General features: G+C 54.9%; 15 protein-coding genes. 7 read left to right on the top strand and 8 right to left on the bottom strand.

Annotated elements, in window-relative coordinates; all coding sequences use genetic code 11:
* Positions 1–71: 71 nt before the first annotated feature.
* Both Q1B21_RS13890 and Q1B21_RS13885 read left to right on the top strand, forming a co-directional pair.
* On the top strand, positions 72–2285 hold the full coding sequence (locus Q1B21_RS13890; protein WP_299890201.1) for an NADP-dependent isocitrate dehydrogenase: 2214 nt from the start codon (positions 72–74) through the stop codon (positions 2283–2285).
* A 139-nt stretch (positions 2286–2424) separates the two neighbouring features.
* Entirely contained in the window at positions 2425–3153 is a 729-nt protein-coding gene (locus Q1B21_RS13885) for a formyltransferase family protein (RefSeq protein WP_299890199.1), read from the top strand.
* A 9-nt stretch (positions 3154–3162) separates the two neighbouring features.
* On the opposite strand, the gene Q1B21_RS13880 is transcribed toward Q1B21_RS13885, so the two are convergent.
* Positions 3163–4296: an SGNH/GDSL hydrolase family protein gene (locus Q1B21_RS13880; protein ID WP_299890197.1), complete on the bottom strand. Its 1134-nt coding sequence runs from the start codon at positions 4294–4296 to the stop codon at positions 3163–3165.
* Positions 4297–4404: 108 nt separating this feature from the next.
* Positions 4405–4797 carry a GtrA family protein gene (locus Q1B21_RS13875; RefSeq protein ID WP_299890195.1) on the bottom strand — a complete coding sequence of 131 codons (393 nt, stop codon included), beginning with the start codon at positions 4795–4797 and terminating at the stop codon, positions 4405–4407.
* Between the two features lie 274 nt (positions 4798–5071).
* On the opposite strand from Q1B21_RS13875, the gene Q1B21_RS13870 reads away from it, so the two are divergent.
* Entirely contained in the window at positions 5072–6499 is a 1428-nt protein-coding gene (locus Q1B21_RS13870) for a hypothetical protein (protein ID WP_299890193.1), read from the top strand.
* A gap of 23 nt (positions 6500–6522) precedes the next feature.
* Here Q1B21_RS13870 and asnB read toward each other — a convergent pair whose 3' ends face one another.
* From asnB to Q1B21_RS13840, 6 genes are read right to left on the bottom strand one after another with little or no spacing between them, the layout of a single operon-like run.
* The gene (gene asnB, locus Q1B21_RS13865; RefSeq protein ID WP_299890191.1) at positions 6523–8457 is read right to left on the bottom strand and encodes an asparagine synthase (glutamine-hydrolyzing); all 1935 of its coding nucleotides are present in this window, start codon (positions 8455–8457) and stop codon (positions 6523–6525) included.
* Between the two features lie 12 nt (positions 8458–8469).
* Complete coding sequence (locus Q1B21_RS13860; protein WP_299890189.1) at positions 8470–9591, bottom strand: glycosyltransferase; 1122 nt, start codon at positions 9589–9591, stop codon at positions 8470–8472.
* Positions 9592–10770, bottom strand: coding sequence for a DegT/DnrJ/EryC1/StrS aminotransferase family protein (locus Q1B21_RS13855; protein ID WP_299890187.1), 1179 nt, complete (start codon positions 10768–10770; stop codon positions 9592–9594).
* Positions 10771–10784: 14 nt separating this feature from the next.
* The gene (locus Q1B21_RS13850; RefSeq protein ID WP_298935041.1) at positions 10785–11480 is read right to left on the bottom strand and encodes a PIG-L deacetylase family protein; all 696 of its coding nucleotides are present in this window, start codon (positions 11478–11480) and stop codon (positions 10785–10787) included.
* A complete protein-coding gene (locus tag Q1B21_RS13845; protein WP_299080221.1) occupies positions 11477–12391 on the bottom strand; it encodes a formyltransferase family protein in 915 nt (304 codons plus the stop codon). The genes Q1B21_RS13850 and Q1B21_RS13845 overlap by 4 nt, the downstream gene beginning before the upstream one ends.
* Entirely contained in the window at positions 12388–13014 is a 627-nt protein-coding gene (locus Q1B21_RS13840) for a sugar transferase (RefSeq protein ID WP_299890183.1), read from the bottom strand. Before Q1B21_RS13840 ends, Q1B21_RS13845 begins: the two co-directional genes overlap by 4 nt.
* A 531-nt stretch (positions 13015–13545) precedes the next feature.
* On the opposite strand from Q1B21_RS13840, the gene Q1B21_RS13835 reads away from it, so the two are divergent.
* From Q1B21_RS13835 to Q1B21_RS13820, 4 genes are all read left to right on the top strand, one after another.
* A complete protein-coding gene (locus tag Q1B21_RS13835) occupies positions 13546–15411 on the top strand; it encodes an AAA family ATPase (protein ID WP_298935038.1) in 1866 nt (621 codons plus the stop codon).
* Positions 15412–15648: 237 nt separating this feature from the next.
* On the top strand, positions 15649–16815 hold the full coding sequence (locus Q1B21_RS13830; protein ID WP_299890180.1) for a polysaccharide biosynthesis/export family protein: 1167 nt from the start codon (positions 15649–15651) through the stop codon (positions 16813–16815).
* A gap of 54 nt (positions 16816–16869) precedes the next feature.
* A complete protein-coding gene (locus Q1B21_RS13825; RefSeq protein WP_299890178.1) occupies positions 16870–17727 on the top strand; it encodes a sulfotransferase in 858 nt (285 codons plus the stop codon).
* A gap of 481 nt (positions 17728–18208) precedes the next feature.
* On the top strand, positions 18209–20320 hold the full coding sequence (locus tag Q1B21_RS13820) for a nucleoside-diphosphate sugar epimerase/dehydratase (RefSeq protein ID WP_299890176.1): 2112 nt from the start codon (positions 18209–18211) through the stop codon (positions 20318–20320).
* Positions 20321–20395: the final 75 nt, after the last annotated feature.

Below are 20395 nucleotides of genomic sequence, written 5' to 3'. Positions count from 1 at the left end.
CCCGCGCCGCGCAGATGTGGCACAAACTCTTGGATCGCACGCCCCTGAAAGGCTAAAAAAGGTAAAAGAATATGGCAGATAACTCACACTTCGACATATTGTATACCATTGTAGACGAAGCGCCCGAACTGGCCAGCGCCTCGTTCCTGCCCATCATTCGCAAGTTCGCTTCGGCCGCGGGTGTCAGTGTTGGGACCAAGGACATTTCACTGGCCGGGCGCATCCTGGCCACGTTCCCGGAGAACCTGAGCGAACACCAGCGCATCACCGATGATCTGGCCGCCTTGGGCGAGCTGGTGAAAACGCCTGATGCCAACGTCATCAAACTGCCCAACATTTCGGCCTCGGTCCCGCAACTGGTTGCGGCTGTTGAAGAGCTGCAGGCGCAGGGCTACGACATCCCGACCTACCCTGAAGAGCCGTCGACCGACGAAGAAAAGGCAATTCGCGCGCGCTATGACGCCATCAAGGGGTCGGCTGTGAACCCGGTACTGCGTGAGGGCAACAGTGATCGTCGCGCGGCACGTGCGGTCAAGAATTATGCGCAGAAAAACCCGCATTCGATGGGGGAATGGGCGTCCGACAGCAAAACCAAAGTGTCTTCGATGCCCGGCAACGACTTCTATGCGAGTGAAAAGTCGGCCACTATCACCGCCGCTCAGGCTGGTGATGCAAAGATTGAATTTGTTGGGAATGACGGCGGCGTAACCGCGCTTAAGGACGGCTGGCCGCTGGCAGAAGGTACCGTTGCCGATGCGACCTTCATGTCGGTCAAAGCCTTGTCAGCATTTCTGGCGGGTGCCATCGAGGACACCAAGAAAGACGGCACCATGTTCTCACTGCACATGAAGGCCACGATGATGAAGGTCAGTGACCCGATCATCTTTGGCTATGCCGTTAAAGCGTGGCTGGCCCCGGTGTTCGACAAATTCAGCGCGGAACTGGACGCGCTGGGTGTGAATCCGAACTCGGGTCTGGGAGATTTATTGGAGCGGGTTCAAGGCAATGCCGACATCATGGCCGCCATCGACGCGATCAAGGCTGACCGGCCGTCCATGTATATGGTCGACAGTGACAAAGGCATTACCAACCTGCACGTGCCGTCAGACGTAATCATCGACGCCTCGATGCCCGCTGTAATCCGCGCAGGCGGCAAAGGCTGGGATGAGGCAGGCGCAAAGGGCGACACAAATTGCGTGATCCCCGACCGCTGCTATGCCACCGTTTATGACGAGTCGATCAACTTCTTCAAAGCCAATGGTGCGCTGAACCCGGCCACTGCAGGCGCGGTCGCCAACGTGGGGTTGATGGCGCAGAAGGCAGAGGAATACGGTTCGCATCCAACGACGTTTGAAGCGCCTGCAAACGGTATCATTCGTATCGTTCTGGCCAGTGGCGAAACGCTGCATTCGCATAATGTGGAGAAGGGCGACATCTGGCGCGCCTGCACCGTTAAGAAAGCGCCGATTGAAAACTGGATCCAGCTGGCCCTAGACCGTCAGCGCCTGACCGGGTCCGAGGCGATCTTCTGGCTGGACGCAAACCGCGCCCACGACGCCGAGTTAATCAAGTACATTAAGCCTGCACTTGAAGCCGCTGGTGTTGCTGACAAATTCATGATTATGGCGCCGCGTGAAGCAACGCGGCAATCGTTGGAGACGATAACCGCGGGCAAAGACTCGATTGCCATTACCGGCAACGTTCTGCGGGACTACCTGACTGATCTATTCCCAATCCTTGAATTGGGCACCTCGGCCAAGATGTTGTCCATCGTCAAACTGATGAATGGCGGGGGCTTGTTCGAAACAGGTGCGGGTGGTTCAGCACCGAAACACGTGCAGCAATTGGTCGAGGAAAACCACCTGCGTTGGGATTCGATGGGTGAGTTCTGTGCGCTGGGGGAATCGTTGAATTTCCTCGCTGACAGCAAGGGTAACGCCAAGGCGGGTGTTCTTGGGGCCGCCGCCGAAACGGCCACGCAGGGCATTCTGGACAACAACAAATCACCAAGCCGTAAAGTTGGTCAGCCCGATAACCGTGACAGCCACTATTGGTTTGCACGGTACTGGGCCGATGCGTTGGCAGCCCAGTCTGATGATGCTGATATGGCAGCCGAATTTGCACCTGTCGCGAAACAGCTGGCAGACCATGAAGACCAAATCTTGTCAGAGATGGCTGCAGCACAAGGCGCCGCCGCTGATCTGGGCGGGTACTATCACACCGATCCTTCCAAAGCAGCGGCCGTGATGCGCCCCAGCTCTACGCTAAACTCGATCATCGACTAAGTCCTCAGGGCCTGCGTTAAGGCGCAGGTCCTTTATGCCCCGATGGAAACGCTAGAGCACAAGTTTCTTGTGTGCCATAGTCTGTTGAATGCGCTTCAATCCTAAGTGCATGCACCGATGATTTGAACGAGTGATCTTGATGACAAATGGCATTGATCCGGCGAAACAGGAAGACCGTCCGACGGTACTATTTTTTGGTCGGGAAAACTGTGATGGAACGCAAAAGGCGCTCCAGTTTCTGAATTTTGCGGGCTTTGATGTCAGTTACGTCGAGTCTCAGGGGCTGGGCCAGGCGCTGCCGGATTGGGTGCGCAATTGGCGCGGGGACTACATTTTTTGTTTTCGCAGCTACTTCATTTTGGATCAGGGCTTGATCGATGCGGCATCCATTGCGGCGATCAATTTTCACCCGGGCCCGCCAGAGTATCCAGGCAGCGGGTGCATTAACTTTGCGCTCTATGAAGGGGCCGAAACCTACGGCGTGACCGCGCATATCATAAATGCCAAGGTCGACAATGGCACCATCATCAAGGCGCTGCGCTTTCCAATCCTAAAACACGATGGTCTACGCTCGGTGCTCGCGCGAACGCATCTGTACTTGTTTCATCTGCTTCAGGAGGTTGTTGGCGGCATCGCAACCGGTGGCGAGAACTATCTGAACCATCAGGTTGCGACCTCATCCGCCGAAGCCTGGCGCGGCGAAGCACGCCGGATGAAAGAGCTGTCTGCCTTGCAGAAACTGCCGTTGGATATCGATGCCACCGAGTTTAACAAGCGCCTGCATTCGATGCATCTGCCAGAGTATCCGCTGCATATCTTTTTGCATGGGCGCAAATTTATTCTTTTGGGTGAAGCAGACGAGGACTGATTGCCAACCTCAGGGGCAGGCGATATTGGAGGGATCGAACCGCGTTCGATCAACAAATTCAACGTCCGGGTCGAAAACGGAAACACCTTCGTCTTGCAACAGCTGAGCGACAGTAGACGCTACAGCGAAGTTGCCAAGCTCCTGCAGGTGATGGTCGGGGCTGCCGAAAAGACTGCTGGTGGGAATACCCAAATCCTCTGAGAACTGTACGAGAACGGGCTTCAGGTTCACGTAGGTATATCCGTACTCGTCAACCCCTTGCGCGATGAGAGCACGCGTCGCATCGGCGTAGCCAATCGGGTCGTCCCGAAATGTCACTGTATCTTCCCCAATGAATTCGGAGATATCAGGCAGGGACAACACGATCAGACGGGCACCCTGATCTTCGATCGATTGCGTCAGGTCGCGAAGCGATTCAAAGAACAGTGCCTGTTCTGTTTCCGTGGGAACCGACGGATAGAGTTCTCGATCAAACAGCGCTTGTTTGAACTGCAGAATCAGCTTGCCAACATACAGTTTTCCGACCGCGCGCTTGACCCGTTGAACGAAGGTTGGGTTTTGTGATCGTGTGCTGGGGTTGTCCTGCCATTTGCGAAACCTGACATTGTCGACCAGATCGTTTCGGTTGAAGACGAACATCAGAACTATGTCGTGTGGAATCTGATCTTTGAATTCTTCATACGTAAGGGCGTGCTGAAGCGTCCCATGACCGCCGGTTCCCAGATTCACAAAATGGGAATCGTCAGACCACATGGACAAAAGGGCTGGAATGGTTTCGGTCTCATCCGCAAGCGTTCCGCGGGTGAACGAGTCGCCCAGAACGATAATCTGGGCTTTGTCGTCATCTGACGAAAAATCCCCACGGAATCCATGTTCGTTGATTTCAACAAATGTGACGGTCGCGTTGCGAAACTCGAAATAGGATTGGTTGGGGGTTTCCCGTGAATACACGATGTCATGGGGGGAGCGTCGGTTTGGTCCACCCACGCAGAAGAAATTTTCACTGTTAACCAAAGGCACATTTGCTTGTTTTCGGCTGATATGCGGCTCGAAATTCAGAGGGTCAAACAATCGTAGTCCAATCTCTACGACCCCCAAACTGACCAGTGCACTGATGGCTATCAAAAAAAAGTTCTTAAACACGAAAGGGTTTTCCCCAACTAGTTAACATCGTCTTAAATCGAACAATGCTCTCAGAGTACTTACAGCACTTCTTTGAAGCAATAATTGAGTTTCGCTTAATAAGTATTCCTATTTCTTTAATATCCGTCGCGAAACCATAAAGTTGATGACCATCCCGGCAAGCGTTGCGATCGCCAAGGCGATAACAGGATAGGCTCTGGCGATATCTGATAGATAAAGCACAACGAAGAACGTGCTGAAATTGGTCAACAATCCGATCTGCATGCCACCCACGTAGCTGAGAAACTCAACGAAGCTCGCCGGTTTGGTGGTTCGAAAGGTGAAGGTGCGGTTCAGGTACCAAGTGAATGTGAACGAAGCCAAAATCGAAACGCACCGTGATGCCAACGTTCCCGCACCAAGTGTGTTCAACGTTGTAAAAACCCCGGCGTCCACGAAGAATGCTAGTGATCCGACGACAGCGAATGCCAGCACGTTCCGATATGTTTCATTTGAAAGCACTCAAAGGCTCCTGCGTTTTCACGATTGCACCATGCAACGATCCCTCTCCGAAGGGGAAGCCCGGATATCGGCAAACGCGCTGTTGGAAGCCTGTTTGTGATCTGACAAAGGTCACCGGCGCCCAACTTTATGTGCGCAATCAAAACTTTGCCAGATTTTGACCCTGCTTATCGTTTGGGGTGTCAAACCTGATTGCATCAGCTAGGCTCTGTTCCGGGGATTGAGACAATCTCCGGAGTTTCGTTTTTTGGTTTCGGCAACACTTGGTTCCAACATGCGCTTTTCAAGTTCTCTTTGTCTGACTCTTATTCAATCCGCTGCATTGACGTTTTCGCTTGCAACAGGTGGTCTCACTGATGGCGCGAATAACGCGAATGTCGCTTTTCCGGGCGCGGAGGGGTACGGCAAACACGCGACCGGGTGGCGTGGCGGCAGTGTGTTTTACGTTACCACCCTTGCGGACTCGGGGCGTGGCAGCTTGCGCGAATGCCTGCAGCACCCGGGTGTCGGTCGGGTGTGCATGTTTGCTGTTTCGGGCACGATTGTCGTCGACAAGCAGCTTCGCGTATCTCCCAACACCTACATTGCGGGGCAAACCGCGCCCGGGCAGGGCATTCAGTTGCGGGTTGGGAATGTTCAGAAATCGCCGCTGATGATCTACGAATCTAATGACATTCTGTTGCGCTATCTCAAGTTCCGACCCGGCCCCAGCAAGGAAAAATCCCCGAGCGTCGATGGGTTGATTATCGAAAGCAGCTCGAACATTTATGTCGACCATGTTTCAATTGCATTTGGTGTCGACGAAAACCTCAGCATCGGTACCGAACGAAAAGCCAGCCACGACATCACCATCGCCAACACCATTGCGGCTTATGGTTTGGACAAATCTTCGCATAACGAACGGCGCCACTCGAAAGGCGCGTTGATCTGCGCCAAGGATGGGGCAGTTTCCGATTGTGGGCGGATCACGCTGCTTGGCAATCTGTTCGCGCATAACCGGGACAGAAACCCCGATATCTCATCATCCCCTTTGGGGCCGGTCGATATCGTCAATAACGTGTTCTACGACGCAACTTCGCAATTTGGTGAGTTCCGAAACCTCTATGGTGACACCTGGATCAACTATGTGGGCAATGTGATTCTGCCCGGACCTAGCACGCGGGACCGAAATCGCCCTGCAGCGATCGAAGTTTTTCCAGTCGAGCCCGACAACAAGCTGGAAGTGTTTGAGGAAGACAACCTGTACATGGACAACCGGCTGGATGTTTTATGTGACCGATCGAAACAGGGTCGGATCGTGGATGAGGCGGCTGTTCCAAATGTCGTGGAACAGCCCGCGTTCCCTCTGTCAGTCACGCCGCAACCGGTTGGCGGCGTCTTGGATCATGTGGCGTCGCATGTGGGCGCACGGTTCGGGCCCGATCGACAATTGGACAGTCTGGACGCGTCTATCGTCGAAAACATGCTTGGATGTGATGGGCATAGGATCGATCACCCGGACGAAGTGGGGGGTTGGCCGGATTTGCCCGAGGTCAATGTGTTGGACGACAGGGACCTGGACGGGTTGCCCGATGAATGGGAAGAAACGCATGAGGGGCTTGACCCGAATGATCGCGAAGACACCTGGAAAGACCGCGATGGCGACGGATGGTCGAACCTTGAGGAGTATCTGAGTTTTCTGGCAGGCGATTCAGGACCTTAAGTGGGGTTGGAGAGTTACCTGCTTCAGCGAAGCCACTCTTCCTGCCAGAAGTGGTACATCAGAACGACCCAAAGATGTGGGCCCCAGTTGCGGGCGCCTGACAAATGCTCGGTCCAGCGCTTGTTCAGTTGTGTCCGATCAAATACATCTCCGACCAGGTTGTCGGAGGCAAAAACCTCATTGGCGATGGATTTGAGTGGCCCTCGTAGCCAATCGTTCAAAGGAATGCCAAAGCCTTGCTTGGGGCGATCATACAGTGATTTGGGCACGCGCTTGTCCAGCAGCCGACGCAAGGCAACCTTGCCGGACTTCCCGTCGTAGCGCAGTGAATCCGGCGACCTCCAAGCGGCCTCAACAACGCGGTAGTCCAGCAGCGGAGCGCGAATTTCCAACCCGGTAGACATCGACGCTCGGTCCGCTTTGACCAGAATACTCTCTGGCAGGTACAATTCGGAATCCAGCAGCATCATTTTATCTACGGGACTCAACCCGTCCGGTATTTGGTGCGAATGAAACACACCCTGACAGCTGGCAGCAGGCGGGTTCCATAACGTGAACAGCGCGTCATATCGGCTGCGGAAATCAGGGTGACGTGCGATCGAGGCCACTTTGGACAGTCGATCTGGGGTAATCTGATCACGCATCGACGCTGGGGCGAGGGGTCGTAATACTTTTGCGGCAGCGCTTGTGACAAAAGCTGGGGACGCCGCCAGTGCAGAAACGGCAGGACCGGGTAACTTCGCCCCAATGCGCTCCATCGCCATCATGCGAACATAGCGTTCATAGCCACCAAAAGACTCGTCCCCGCCATCACCAGACATGACGACCTTAAGCTGCGCGCGTGCCAATTCCGACACCAGCAATGTCGGAAAGGCTGACGGGTCGGCAAATGGTTCATCGTAGACCTGCGGAAGCTTTTGCAGCAAATCAAATGCCATTTCGGGCGTCGCCGTGACCTCGTGGTGATCTGTCCCCAAATGCTTGGCGATCGCGGCCGCGTGATCGGCCTCGTTTGTCGCATCGTGATCGAACCGGACGGTAAAGCTGATGACTTTTCCAGCAGCTTGTTCCTGCATCATCGCGGTGATCAGGCTGGAATCGATTCCGCCTGACAAAAAGGTGCCAACAGGGACATCCGCTACCATGCGCTCGCCAACTGCGGCGTGCAAAGCGTCTTCGATCCCACCAAGCGCCTGCGTTTCATCGCCGTAAGGATCAGCCCGGCAAGCCTCAACCCTGTCCCGCAAATCCCAAAACGTTCGCAAGCTATCGACCAGATCATCTGACGACACAGGCGGGGCGTCCAACTGCACCTCAACCATCGTCCCCGCCGGGAGCTTCATCACACCCTGATAGATGGTCAGTGGTGCCGGGATAAACGCATAGCGCGCGTACTGCGCTTGCGCGCGCCTATCGACCTCGGGTGCGCCAAACGCGGGGTGGGCGCGCAGGGCTTTCAACTCCGATCCAAATAGCAGGTGACCGCCTTTGATGCCCAGATACAAAGGTTTTTTGCCTAGCCGGTCCCGGGCAAATACAACTCTGTTGCTTTGCCGATCGAATACTGCAAAGGCAAACATTCCATGTACTAGGTCCAGGGTCTTGCGAATACCCCACAGATCCATCGACGCCAACAGAACCTCGGTATCGGATGTCCCGCGGAATGTGACCCCATGATCAATCAGCTGTTGGCGCAGCTCCAGAAAACCATAGATTTCGCCGTTGTAGACAATGCAATAGCGGCCACTGGGCGATGTCATCGGTTGTTCGCCAGTTTCCGTTAAATCCACAATCGCCAACCGCCGTTGCCCCAACGCAATGCCAGTGTCCTGATCGACAAACATGCCGTCAGCGTCCGGCCCGCGATGCTGGATACTGTCGCACATCGCCTTGAGGCTTGTGGTCCCGTTTTCAAGGCCGACGGGTTTGAATGCAAGATATCCGGCTATTCCGCACATGATCCCGTCTTCCTATCCGGCATGCGGGGCGGTGGATGCCCGCGCCTGCGTTCCAACACCGCGCAGCACTGAATCATAGGCTTCGGCGATCGCGGCCAATGAATAGCTGTCCGCAATGCAATCACGGGCGGCTTGGCTGCGCCCGCCATATTCCTCGGACGACCAATTTGCTGCGTCCGTCAGAGATTGCCCAAGCGCCTGTGCATCGCGCGCGGGTACAACATACCCGCTTTCGCCAACGATTTTGGCCGCATCACCAACGTCAGTTGTAACAACAGGTCGGCCATAGCTCATGGCTTCTGCAATGACATTTGGAAAACCTTCAGTGCGCGAGGACAAAACCAACATATCGATACTGTCGTAGAAGTTCGACATGTCATGCAAGTCGCCACACAGCACCACGCTGTCCTCCGAAAGGTTGTTTTCGGTCAGCAAATCGCGCAGCGTGGCGTTGTCGGCGGTAACACCATCCCCGGCCAGTCGGGCCGTCAGGTCGGGTACAGAACGCCGCGCGATGGCAAAGGCTCGAAAGAAGGTCTCAAAGTCCTTTTGCGGATGAAACCGTGCGGCCAGCCCAAAAACCCGTGCCGGGCCTTTTCGCGATTGTACATTTTTGGGCAGCAGAAACCCGTTCGGCACGACGCTCGCGTTGGCTTCTGAAAACCCGTATTTGGCGTGCTGTTGTAATGCCCGGGTCGAGTTGTAGATGATCCCATCACTGAACCGCGAGAGTTTCTGCGACAGACCAACCGCAACCCGGGTGCTGCGGGTAAAGGCGGCCGGATCATCCAATGCCTGACGCACGGTCCAGATCACAGGTACCCGTCGCATCGATATCAACTTTGCAATCAATCCGACGACCATCGCGTGATACATCCAACACAAGACGACGTTAGGTTTGTGAACCCGGATCAGCCGTGCGATCCGCCATATGGCGCGCGGAAAAGACAGTGGGGATCTGGCATGGAGAGAGATGTATTCAACGTTATCATTCCCGGCCATTGCACGGCAGCGGTCAGACACTTCCGTCAGGGCCACAACGACAGCACGCTCACCCGAGTGCGCAAGTAAGCGCGCCAACATGGCCTGCGCTCCACCCTGTGTCGAGAAATCTGTGACCACGTGAAGGATCATCTAGCCAGCCTTCTGCACAGCCAATGCGCGATTGCCGATGTCTACAATGCACTGAGCAAGGCGCGCGACGTCGTCCTGAGACCAGGTCGGATCGACAAGGAAGGCCAAGCTTGTTTCGCCCAGCTCCCGCGCGACGGGCAGATAATCGGCTGGACCTAACCCGTTCTTAGTGAACGTTTCTTCCAGATAAATCTCGGAACAACTGCCCGAGAATGCAGGGAACCCGGCATCGCTAATCTCGGCAATTATCCGGTCGCGGGACCAACCCGTTGCCAATGCTTCCGGACGTACAAACGCATAGAAACGATAGTAAGCGTGGGTTAGCCCTTGGGGCGGAACTGGCACGCGGAATGCCGGGCACAAGGACAATGCGTCGGCCAACAGTTCAGCGTTTGCAGTCCGGTGGGCGCGCCAATCATTGAGCCGCTTCAACTGCACGCGACCAAGCGCTGCGGAGGGGCCGGTCATGCGCAGGTTTGTACCCGGACCTGAATCGTGCAACCAGCGAAAACCCGGCGGATGTGATGTGTTGAATACCGTGTCATATCCTTTTCCGTGGTCCTTGTAGCTCCAGACCTTTGACCACAGAGCGTCGTCATTAGTCAGCAGCAAGCCACCCTCACCACCCGTTGTCATGATCTTGTCCTGACAGAACGAGTACGATCCAAAGGTTCCGATGGTACCAACATGCCGGTCATCAATCATCGCACCATGGGCCTGTGCACAATCCTCGATCACCCATAAATCATGAGCGCGCGCCAGATCCATGATTGCGTCCATGTCACATGGCCAACCGCCCAGATGCACTGGAATGATCCCGCGCGTGCGCGGTGTGATCAGCGGGGCAATCGTTTCAACTGTCAGGTTTTGTGTGACCGGGTCGACGTCGGCAAAAACGGGCGTGCCTCCGGCCAGCATCACGGAACTGGCGGATGCGATGAAACTGCGCGGCGTCACAATCACCTCATCCCCGGGGTTCAGATTCAACACATGCATCGCGGCGTCCAGTGTCAGGGTGCCGTTGGCCATCGCGATTGCATGAGAGGACCCGGTATAGGCGCGGTATTCTTCTTCGAACGCGCGCACATCAGGACCGGTCCACGCATTGACCTTACCCGAGGCCAGAACCTGGCTGACCGCGTCTATCTGTTCCTGATCGTAGATGGGCCATGAAGGCATGTTCAATCCTCCTGTTAGACGACGGTCCGCACCAGCACGAACCCTTCGGCTGCATGTCGATGCACGGTCGCGCCGCGCAAGGTTGCCAGCGCTCTTATGCTTTCGACCGAGCGTTCATGCGGTGGAAGCTTCGCTTGGCTTTCAAACATGGCAAACGCCTTTAGCTTGCGTTCCAGCGTATCCGAGATGTCGACAAAGACATTGGGTATGAAAGGCGGCGTCAGATATGGGGCGTTCCAGTTTGTTTCCGATAATGTTTCGTAGGCGGCAATGGTCGCTGGATAATCATCCTGGTGTGGACGACTGGCCACAAGGCTGGACAGGAATGTCAGCTGGTGATCCATATGAATATCGCCAGGGTGCGGAGCCAGGATCAGATCGGCGCCAAGGTCGCGCACCAATGTGCCAAGGGCTGCGTTCAGGTCGGAATGCGGCTGCTCGGACAGCTCGGCGGCCGTGAAATCCAACCAATGCGTTTTGGTCACGCCCAGAAACTCATGCGACCGGCGTGCTTCAGCCCGTGTGATTTCGGTCTGAGCGTCCTCAAATTTTGGTGGTTTTGCGCGGGTGACCACCACCACGTGTACCTCACGGCCCGCATCGACCAGCCGCGCTATCGTGCCACCTGCGCCAAGTACCTCATCATCTGGATGAGGGGCGATGACCAGCGCGGGGCCAGCTCCAGCACTGAGTAAGTCAGTGGTAATCATGTTGTCTTTCCCAATTTCGAATGTATGGCTGGCGGAATATCAGCCCCGGACCATTCCAGAATGTCCAGACACCGGCCGTCGCCGCAGGCTACGGTAAAGCCTTGGCCATTGATGGCCTGCACCTGACCAGGCAGCCCGATGTAATAGCCATCGGGTTCGGTAGGTGCGGATTGCGTTATCACCAGTTGGCGGCCATCAGGCCCATGAGTGAAGGCACCTGGGTAAGGTGGGCCAGACGCACGGATCAACCGGTCAATTTCGGTCGCGGGGCGGGACCAGTCGATCAGCCCGTCTTCGGGGCGGCGGCGCGCGCATACGCTGATGCCAGTCTGCGGCTGTGGCTCACGTGGGATATCGCCGACGGCGATCTGTTCCAGCAAGGGTGGCAATAGGCCGGAGATCGCGCGCAGCGACCGATCATACAAATCTCGGGCGGTGACTTTGTCAGGATCAACCGCATAGCGGGCCTGGGCCGCGATTGGCCCGTCATCTGCCCCTTCACCAAGCCAGAACAGCGATGATCCGACATTGCGTTCCTGCATAAGAACGGTCCAGGGGATCACACCGCGACCCCTCAGGCGCGGCAAGGCCGAAGGGTGAAAGCCAATACAACCTATCCGAGGAATGGCGCGAAAGGCTGCATCGCAAATTTGCGACCATCCAATGACCAGAACCAGGTCAGGCTGCACCGTCTCGATTTTTTCAAGCGTTTCAGGGGCGTTGGTTTTCTCGATGTATTCAATCGGCACCCCATAACGATTGGCCACACCGCTTAGATCTACAAAATCGGAATGACGATGCGAAAGATGAGGGGGCAGCGTCATAACCAGATCCGGCGCATGGCCCGCGGCGCAGATCGACACCAGAGCGGCATGCGACGTTTCAACGGCACCAACTAGAATGGTTTTCATGCCGGTGACCCCTGTAGATTGGTCTTTGCGGGGGGGTGGTCCTGCAGCCATCGGGCGGCTGCCTCAATGCGATCGATCCGTCGGTGTTCGCCCCAAATCGCAACACCAATTGTTTCGGCCATGATCCGCAGATCCAACATGGTTGACCGATGCGCCACATACCAAAGATCCAAACCCAGTTTTTCTGTATTGCTAAGCCTGGTGTTTCCACTGACCTGTGCCCATCCTGTCAGGCCGGGCCGAACGGAGCAGCGATACTGGCCTTCGGTTCCAAAGCTTTCGATGGTTTCGAGCAATAAGGGGCGGGGTCCGACCAGAGCCATATGACCACGCAAAATCAGCAGCAGCTGTGGGATTTCGTCCAGCCGTAGCCGCCGGATAAGCGCCGTCGCCTTGGTTTGACGCTGCTCATCGGGCAGCAATGCGCCGTCGGGCCCACGGGCCGCGGACATACTGCGCAGTTTGAACAACCGGAAGATTTGTCCTCCGCGCCCGCAGCGCGGCTGGGAAAACATCAGCGGCGTGCCCACAGAAACAACCACGATCAGGCAAGCGATCAGGAAAAAGGGCAGGGCCACCACACCCAAGACTACGCACAGCAGAATTTCGGGCACTCTATTCACACTTCAATCCAACTCAGTACCACGCGGCGGGCCACAACACATCAAAATCAAAAAAAATTCGTCAAGCTTTGCTGACGATAAAACTGCACGCAGGGGTGAAGAAAAAGATACGCGCACCCCACTGTGTTCGAATTGGATATGATTTGCAAGAAGTGCTGAACCGGGTCCGGCGAATCAAGTGATACAGGGCGTCGTTCCCCGAGAGAGACGCTTTGACCTGCAAGAAATCATAAACGATTCGACGGGTTTTAATGAAATTGTTTCCGACATCAGCATCTGAGGGTAAGAGAGTGGAAATCGGGACCAAATTGCCCAGTTTTGTGCGAATGCCCTCTGTTTTCTAGGATTGTCCCGACAAATACACTAAGAGCACCAACAGTGTCTTGCGATTGTCACCAGATACCGGTTCAATCGCAAGAGGCGAGGTGGGTTAACTCCCGGATGACACGAAACCGATTCTTTGGGCCAAGGTCGCGTAAATGTGCCGCCCAGATCAAGGTCGGAACAACGTTTTACTAACTGGAAAGAGCAGTGCCAGATAATCTTGAACGACCCTATCAGGCCAATCAATTCGAACGATTTGCGCGGCCGATGATCTGGACCGTGTTGCGGCGGCATGCGGTGCTCATGATCGGGATTTGCATCCTGTTTTTTGTGGTAGCTTATTACGTGCTGAAACGGCTGGAGCCGAGCTATAGCGCTCAATCCACCGTTGTGATGGCTCAGCTGGATACCCGCGTTCGCACAACCGACGTTCAGCTGGAAACGTTCGAGTTGTCGCGCGTGGCGATCGAAACCCAACTTGATATCCTCAGATCCCGCGAGTTTGCCGCAGATGTAGCGCAGAACATGGATCTATACACCAATACCGAGTTCATGCCGGCTCCGCCGCCGGATCAACCGGTGCCGCCAGAATTGCGGCGCGAGCAGGTCGTGGACAAGTTGTTGGGGTCCTACAGTATCGCACGGCAGGGAGAGAGCTTGGCGATCAAGATCGATGCGGAATCCCATGATGCACGACTGGCCGCGGATATCGCCAACACTGTCGCCGAAACCTATATTGCCGAAAGCGACCGGGATCGTCAGGCTGGCATCACCCGGTCCATCGACTTCCTGCGCACCCGTGTCACACAGCTGAATGAAGAGCTATCCGCTGACGAAATTGCGTTGGCGGCGTTTGTTCGGGAAAACAGTCTTGATGACGAGACACTACCCGACCGCCAACGCGCTGATATTGAAAGGCTACAGGCGATATATGATGTGGTGTCGGGTGACGATCCCACATCGACCGAAGCAGAAGAGTTAAAGGGCGAACTGGATCTTGCACGTTCGGATCTTCTGATCCGTTCCCGGGCCGAGCTGCGATTGATCGGCATGGAACGATCGCTCGAGCTTCTGCGGTCGCGGTACCAAAGTTCAATTGAACGATTGAATGAACTTGAAACCCAGCTGCAGTTTGTTTCGGAAGGCGCGCGTCAAGTCACAATTGCCCGTATCCCGTCCCGACCTTTCTGGCCTAACCCGGTCGTGATTTTGGGCGGCGGCATTTTTGCCGGTGCATTTTTGTCCGTGCTTCTTGTCGCTCTGCTTGAAGCGATGAACACCCGGATCTGGAGCGACGGGCAAATCAGTGCGTCTGTAGGCGCTGTGAATTACGGCTTTTTGCCTAAAATCAAGAGACGCAAACTATGGGATAAAAAACAGGAACTTGTCCCGTTTTTTGTGGATAACCCGCGCTCACCGTATGCCGAAGCATTGCGAAACTTTTTGACGCTTTGGTTCAATCGCGAAGGTCTGGGGCGGGTTGTCTTGGTGACGTCTGGCCTTCCGAGCGAAGGAAAATCAACCGTCGCCGTCTCTATTGCGTTGGCGGCTGCCCGTGAAGGTTTGAAAGTTCTGGTTCTCGATCTGGATTCCTACAGGTTAGGCGCCAGCCGCACGCTCGGCGCCGTGCATTCGATAAATTCGCTAGAGGACGCGGCGTCTGGGAAAGTAAGACCAAAGGCGTTGGAAATAGAAGGACTGCCAAAAGACTCTATTTCGCTTCTCAACGTTGCCGTCCGCTCGGACGCATCAGTCAAAGACGAAAGCGCGCTCCTGAGTGAGCTTAAGTCACGCATTGACCCCAGCTATGATCTGGTTCTGGTGGATACGCCACCAATCCTTGTGGTCAACGATGCCTGCAGGGTCGGGTCGCTGATCGATGGGACACTGTTTGTCGTTCGTTGGGGGCGTACGCGGCTTGAAGAATTGCAGGACGCATTCGAAAAGTTGGATATGCACGGGATCGAGGCCACGGCGACGCTTATCAATGATGTGGATTTAGACAAGCAGCGCAAATACGGCTACGGGACTTATTCCTATTATAGTGACTACAGCAAGGCGGGTTACTCGTGACGAGAAAGCTTGTTGCCCTTGTCAGTCAGGTCGGCAGACACTAGCTTTCTTGACATAGGCGATGACCCAGAGTTTTTTCAGCACGTGATTGGTCGATCGGTTTTGATCATTGTGTAAGAATTGGTACCGCAGAGTTTTGTCTGATCATCTGGAAATGGTCGCACGCCCTGCAGCGTTAGTGAGTTGGGAGACAAGATTTTGAACAGCTGTTTCAGAATATTCCTTTTGATTTTTGCGATGGCGGCCAGCTCGGTCTTGGCCGAAGGCTATCGCTTGTTGCCGCAGGACAGGGTGTCTCTCAAGGCGATGCGCTGGGATTCAGCCTCTACGACATATGTGACTTGGGATGGTGTGACTGGCGAGTACTCGATCACCGGAGACGGGACTTTGATGGTTCCGCTAGTGGGTCAGGTTGAAGCCGAAGGGCACACCCTGGCGGAACTGGCCGCGCTGCTGGAACTGAAGTTCCGCCGTCAGATCGGCATGGCAGAGCCGCCCAGGATCGCGCTGGAAGTTGTGGGCCACCTGCCCATTTACGTACTTGGCGACGTAAATTCGCCGGGCGCGTATGACTTTCATTTCGGGATTACCGCGCAGCAGGTGCTGGCCTTGGCGGGCGGCACTATCCGGCCACCGATTGAGTTTTCGTCAAGCAATGATTTCCAGATTCTGCGCATGGGTGGCGAAATTCGCTTGCTGTCGACGCAGATCGGAGAGCTGGAGCAGGAAAAGCAACGGTTGGTTGCGGATCTGGCAATTTTGGAAAGCGACGAGAATAGTGGAGAGCTGCCTGAACCTCCGACGGGGCTTGAAGGCGAGATACTGAAGGCAACCATGTCCGCACGCGAAGGTGTAGGCGAACGCATACAAGATCTACAAAACCTTCTGAAAGAGCAGATTTCCAGCCTGACGACCCAGCTGGAACTACGCAACATCCAAATCGCAAATGTCAGCAAAGAACTCGAAAACCTGAACTCGCTTAAGGAAAAGGGTCTGACAGTTTCAAACAGGGTCACAACTATGACCAATCAGCTGAATGATCTTGAATCGAAAAGACTGGATCAGGAAGTTGCGCTGTTGGTCGCTCGGCAGGATTTGAACCGTGCGGAACGAGACGCGCTGGAGCTGGACGATAACGCGCGCTCGGACACGCTGGTTCAGTTGAACAGCGTGGAAAGCGAGCTGGCGTCACTGAAGACAAGGTTAGAGACAGCAACAACCCTGCACGGTGAGCTGGCGGCGGCGGGCTTGCTCAGTGAAGATGATGTAGCCAGCGAAACGATCATAGAATTTGTTGTGACACGTGGCGTTGATGGCCAAACACAACGCGTGACGGGCACTGATCTTGTCCAGCCTGGTGATACAATCGAAGTTGTCAGACGAACTGTTCTGACCTCAAATTGATGACTTTAGTTTGCCGGGGGCGACCCCAAAAGTTCTAGTGTACGAGTTTTTATCATGACGTTGCCCGATGACCGCCCTGTCGATTTTCTGATTATTGGTGCTGCAAAATGCGCCACGACGTGGTTGCAGCAGTCGCTGACGCAAACGCCGGCCATTTACATGCCGGGTCCTGAGTTGCACTTTTTTTCCCGCGAATATGATAGGGGGGTCGGCTGGTATCGGAAGCAGTTTGAAGGGTGCGATACTTCGGGCTTGATCGGCGAGAAATCAAACTCCTACCTGACTGTGCCCGAGGCCGCTCAGCGCATCCGTGATTTTGCCCCCAATGCCCGATTGGTCCTGCAGATGCGTGACCCGGTGCAAAGGGCCTATTCCGACTATTGCATGCTGTTTCGTCGTGGCGAAGTCACTGGCCGAATTGAAGACTACCTTGATCCGGCCCGGGCTGCGAATGGTCGGTTTCTATCGGACGGTCGCTATGCCCATCACCTCGACCGTTTCTATGATCTGTTCCCGGCCGATCAGGTTTTGTTGCTGGCGTTCGAAGACGTCCGCGCAAACCCAAAGGGTAACCTAGAGAAAGTCAGGGCGCACCTAAACCTCAGGGACATGTTGGAGCCGCCTGTAAAAAAGAAGGTGAAAGACAAGAACGAAGCAATGGTTCCGCTGCCTCTGCGCAAAGCGTTAGCGCCTGTTCGCTTCGTGTTGGACCCTGTGCGCAACACTTGGCCGGTTCGATCCTTGCGCAACGCTGTCGCTCGGCAAGTGGAATATCCTGCTCTGACTGACGATTTAGCTGAGCGCATGGGCGACTTTTATGCCGAAGACATTGCCCGGATCGAAAAGCATGATCCGGGTGTCAGCCATGCGTGGGCCGGGGCTCAAAACCACCAGCCGGAGCGAATCAACTGAGTGCTTCTCATGATCATGTGTCCGCTAAGTTTCCGAAGTGGAAACAAAAGCCCAGTGTTGGCACTCTCGTATCTGACTAGCGAGCTTTGGTTCCGGTGTTCATAAACAGAGTGAACAGCAAGCGAACACTGGGAAATTGGACATTTCTTTGGTCAAATGATGTCCAGAATGTTAAAAAAGCGTTTTGATCCGGCTATCGCTGTGATACGTTAACGCTATATTTAGACGATATTGGCCGATGTATTCGGTTGGTTTGAATATTAGTTTGGTTTGTATGAGTGAGAAGGGGGTCTTGGTTTCGGGTACTGTTATTTCTTGTACTTGGACCGTTGTGGGGGACTTTTACCGAAATAAGTCAAACTTGCTGGCGCCATGTGGGTGTTGGCGAATGAGTGCGGCTTTTGAGGCGGAACGGCTGTTTATCGGTCCGTCAATTTGAGTCGATTGGTAGTTGGGCAATTTGTACGCCGGAGTTCAGAGTATGTATGAGCGTGAGTTGGTTAAGCTCAAAAATGGATCCGTTAATGATAGCGCGGCCGAGGCCGAGCTGAAGCTGGGTGACCTGGGGTCCATAATAAAGCAAAAACTTAATGAGCTGAGAGCGAACCGCCGTCTGGTGATTGGTGATGTGCTTGCTTCGGCGATTTCCGTTGTCGTGGCGGTGGTGCTCGCAAATGGCGGCGTGCTGCCGGCCCAGCCAGCGGCCGTATTGGTGCCCTTGGTGCTTATGTCGTGCCTTGTCGCGTTGGCGATTTTGCCAATGTCAGGGATTTACAAGCGCCACACACGCTCGACGTCTTTGCGTGATGTTTCCTTGATTGTTCGTGCATCCGCACTGTGTGTTGGGACGCTGGCCTTGCTGGGTCTGGCAGTTCAGATTACGGCTCAGGTGCCACTGGCTGTGTATGTCATCCAATTTTTCTTGATCGTTCCGGCCTTGGGAAGCCTGCGCATTCTGGCGCGTAGCACCGAGTTCAAGCGCAAAGTGCAAGGGTGTTCGACACGTGCAGATGGTAAAATTCCGGTGATTCTGGTGGGTACCGGTGCCAGCTGCGATCTGTTTGTTCGCTCTCTGAGCAATACGGAGTCTAAGTACGAACCTGTTGGCATCATCGATGACGCCCGCAACACCCAAGGCCTTTACTTTCATGATGTGAAGATCATCGGCTCGTTGCTGGATGCGGATGTCGTCATCGAGCGTTTAAAGTTCAGCGAAACGTTGCCCCAGCGCCTGCTGCTGACGGAGCCCGTGACTCACTTTGAGAGTGATGGCATCCGCAAGCTGACCCGCTGGGCCGAAGCCAACAGCATCACTGTGTCTCGTCTGACCGGTTTGGAAGAGTTGGGTACCGAAAGCTCGGGCATCCGTACCGTAAACCCCGAAGATATTCTGGATCGCCCGCAAAAGGCGGTTGAACGCTCGATGCTGCGTGAGATGTTCGAGGGACGTCGGGTTCTGATCACCGGTGCAGGTGGCTCGATTGGAAGCGAGCTGACCCGTCAGATCGCCTCGTTTGAACCGGCTGAAATCGTCATGATCGAGAATTGCGAATACAATGCCTACTCGATTGATATGGATCTGGGCCAGAACTTCCCTGAAGTGAAGCGCCGTATCTATGTTGCCGATATTCGCAGCGCCGACCGTGTAAACTCGATCTTTGGACGTCATCGTCCCGAGCTGGTGTTTAACGCGGCTGCTCTGAAGCATGTGCCGATGGTGGAACTGAACCCGTGTGAGGGTGTTTTGACCAATGTGATTGGCACACGGAATGTCGCCGATGCCGCCCGCAACGTGGGCGCAATTGCGATGGTTCAGGTTTCAACCGACAAGGCCGTGAACAGCACCAGCGTTATGGGCGCAACCAAGCGTGTTGCCGAGTTCTACTCGCAAGCACAGGACCGCGTAACCAACGAGACTGACGAAGAAACCCGCTTCTTCTCGGTTCGGTTTGGTAACGTACTGGGTTCTTCTGGTTCGCTTATCCCGTTGTTCCAACGTCAGATCTCCGAAGGTGGTCCGCTGACAGTTACCGATCCGAAGATGGAACGGTACTTCATGACGATCCGTGAAGCGGTCCAGTTGACCCTGGTTGCTGCAGCCAAAGGTCTAAATCTTGAAGACAGCCATGGTGAGATCTTTGTTCTGGATATGGGACGCCCTGTGAAGATTGTCGATCTGGCAGAGCGTATGATACGCCTTGCCGGTCTGGTCCCGTACAAAGATGTCGACATCAAGTTCATCGGCATCCGTAAGGGTGAAAAGCTTTATGAAGAGTTGTTCGACGTCACCGAAGAACACCGTGACAGTGGTATTCCAGGCGTGTCTTCGGCAATTCCCGAAGGTGTGTCAGCTGCGCGCCTGCGCGCCATGATCCTCAAGTTGGAACAGGCCGCGCATGAAGGAAACGACCTCGCCGTCAAGAAATTGCTGAAAGAGCTGGTGCCGGGTTACGGTGCCAACGGATTGCGCCCAATCGAAGCGAAGGATCTGACGAACCGTCCGGCAAAGCCTGCAGTTCCAGCGATCTCGTCCAAGAATGTGGTGAACGGCTTTCAAACCCGAGAGTCGTTGGAAACCGTCGGCAATTGCTAAAATTATAGTCTAATGCATTTTTTCTGCCGGCCCGACCCCGCCGCTGTGTGTAGTACGAGTGAATAAGGGCTCTTT

The organism is uncultured Ruegeria sp., from assembly GCF_947504215.1.
In the GTDB taxonomy this organism is placed as follows: Bacteria; Pseudomonadota; Alphaproteobacteria; order Rhodobacterales; family Rhodobacteraceae; genus Ruegeria.
Note: the sequence above shows the minus strand (reverse complement) of the source record. Positions and strands in the feature narration are given on the sequence as shown.

Bases quoted from the DNA above. Each gene is read 5' to 3' on its own strand.
- Q1B21_RS13890 (WP_299890201.1), top strand. From the start codon at position 72: ATGGCAGATAACTCACACTTCGACATATTGTATACCATTGTAGACGAA.
- Q1B21_RS13885 (WP_299890199.1), top strand. From the start codon at position 2,425: ATGACAAATGGCATTGATCCGGCGAAACAGGAAGACCGTCCGACGGTA.
- Q1B21_RS13870 (WP_299890193.1), top strand. From the start codon at position 5,072: ATGCGCTTTTCAAGTTCTCTTTGTCTGACTCTTATTCAATCCGCTGCA.
- asnB (WP_299890191.1), bottom strand. From the start codon at position 8,457: ATGTGCGGAATAGCCGGATATCTTGCATTCAAACCCGTCGGCCTTGAA.
- Q1B21_RS13860 (WP_299890189.1), bottom strand. From the start codon at position 9,591: ATGATCCTTCACGTGGTCACAGATTTCTCGACACAGGGTGGAGCGCAG.
- Q1B21_RS13855 (WP_299890187.1), bottom strand. From the start codon at position 10,770: ATGCCTTCATGGCCCATCTACGATCAGGAACAGATAGACGCGGTCAGC.
- Q1B21_RS13850 (WP_298935041.1), bottom strand. From the start codon at position 11,480: ATGATTACCACTGACTTACTCAGTGCTGGAGCTGGCCCCGCGCTGGTC.
- Q1B21_RS13845 (WP_299080221.1), bottom strand. From the start codon at position 12,391: ATGAAAACCATTCTAGTTGGTGCCGTTGAAACGTCGCATGCCGCTCTG.
- Q1B21_RS13830 (WP_299890180.1), top strand. From the start codon at position 15,649: ATGGCGGCCAGCTCGGTCTTGGCCGAAGGCTATCGCTTGTTGCCGCAG.
- Q1B21_RS13825 (WP_299890178.1), top strand. From the start codon at position 16,870: ATGACGTTGCCCGATGACCGCCCTGTCGATTTTCTGATTATTGGTGCT.
- Q1B21_RS13820 (WP_299890176.1), top strand. From the start codon at position 18,209: ATGTATGAGCGTGAGTTGGTTAAGCTCAAAAATGGATCCGTTAATGAT.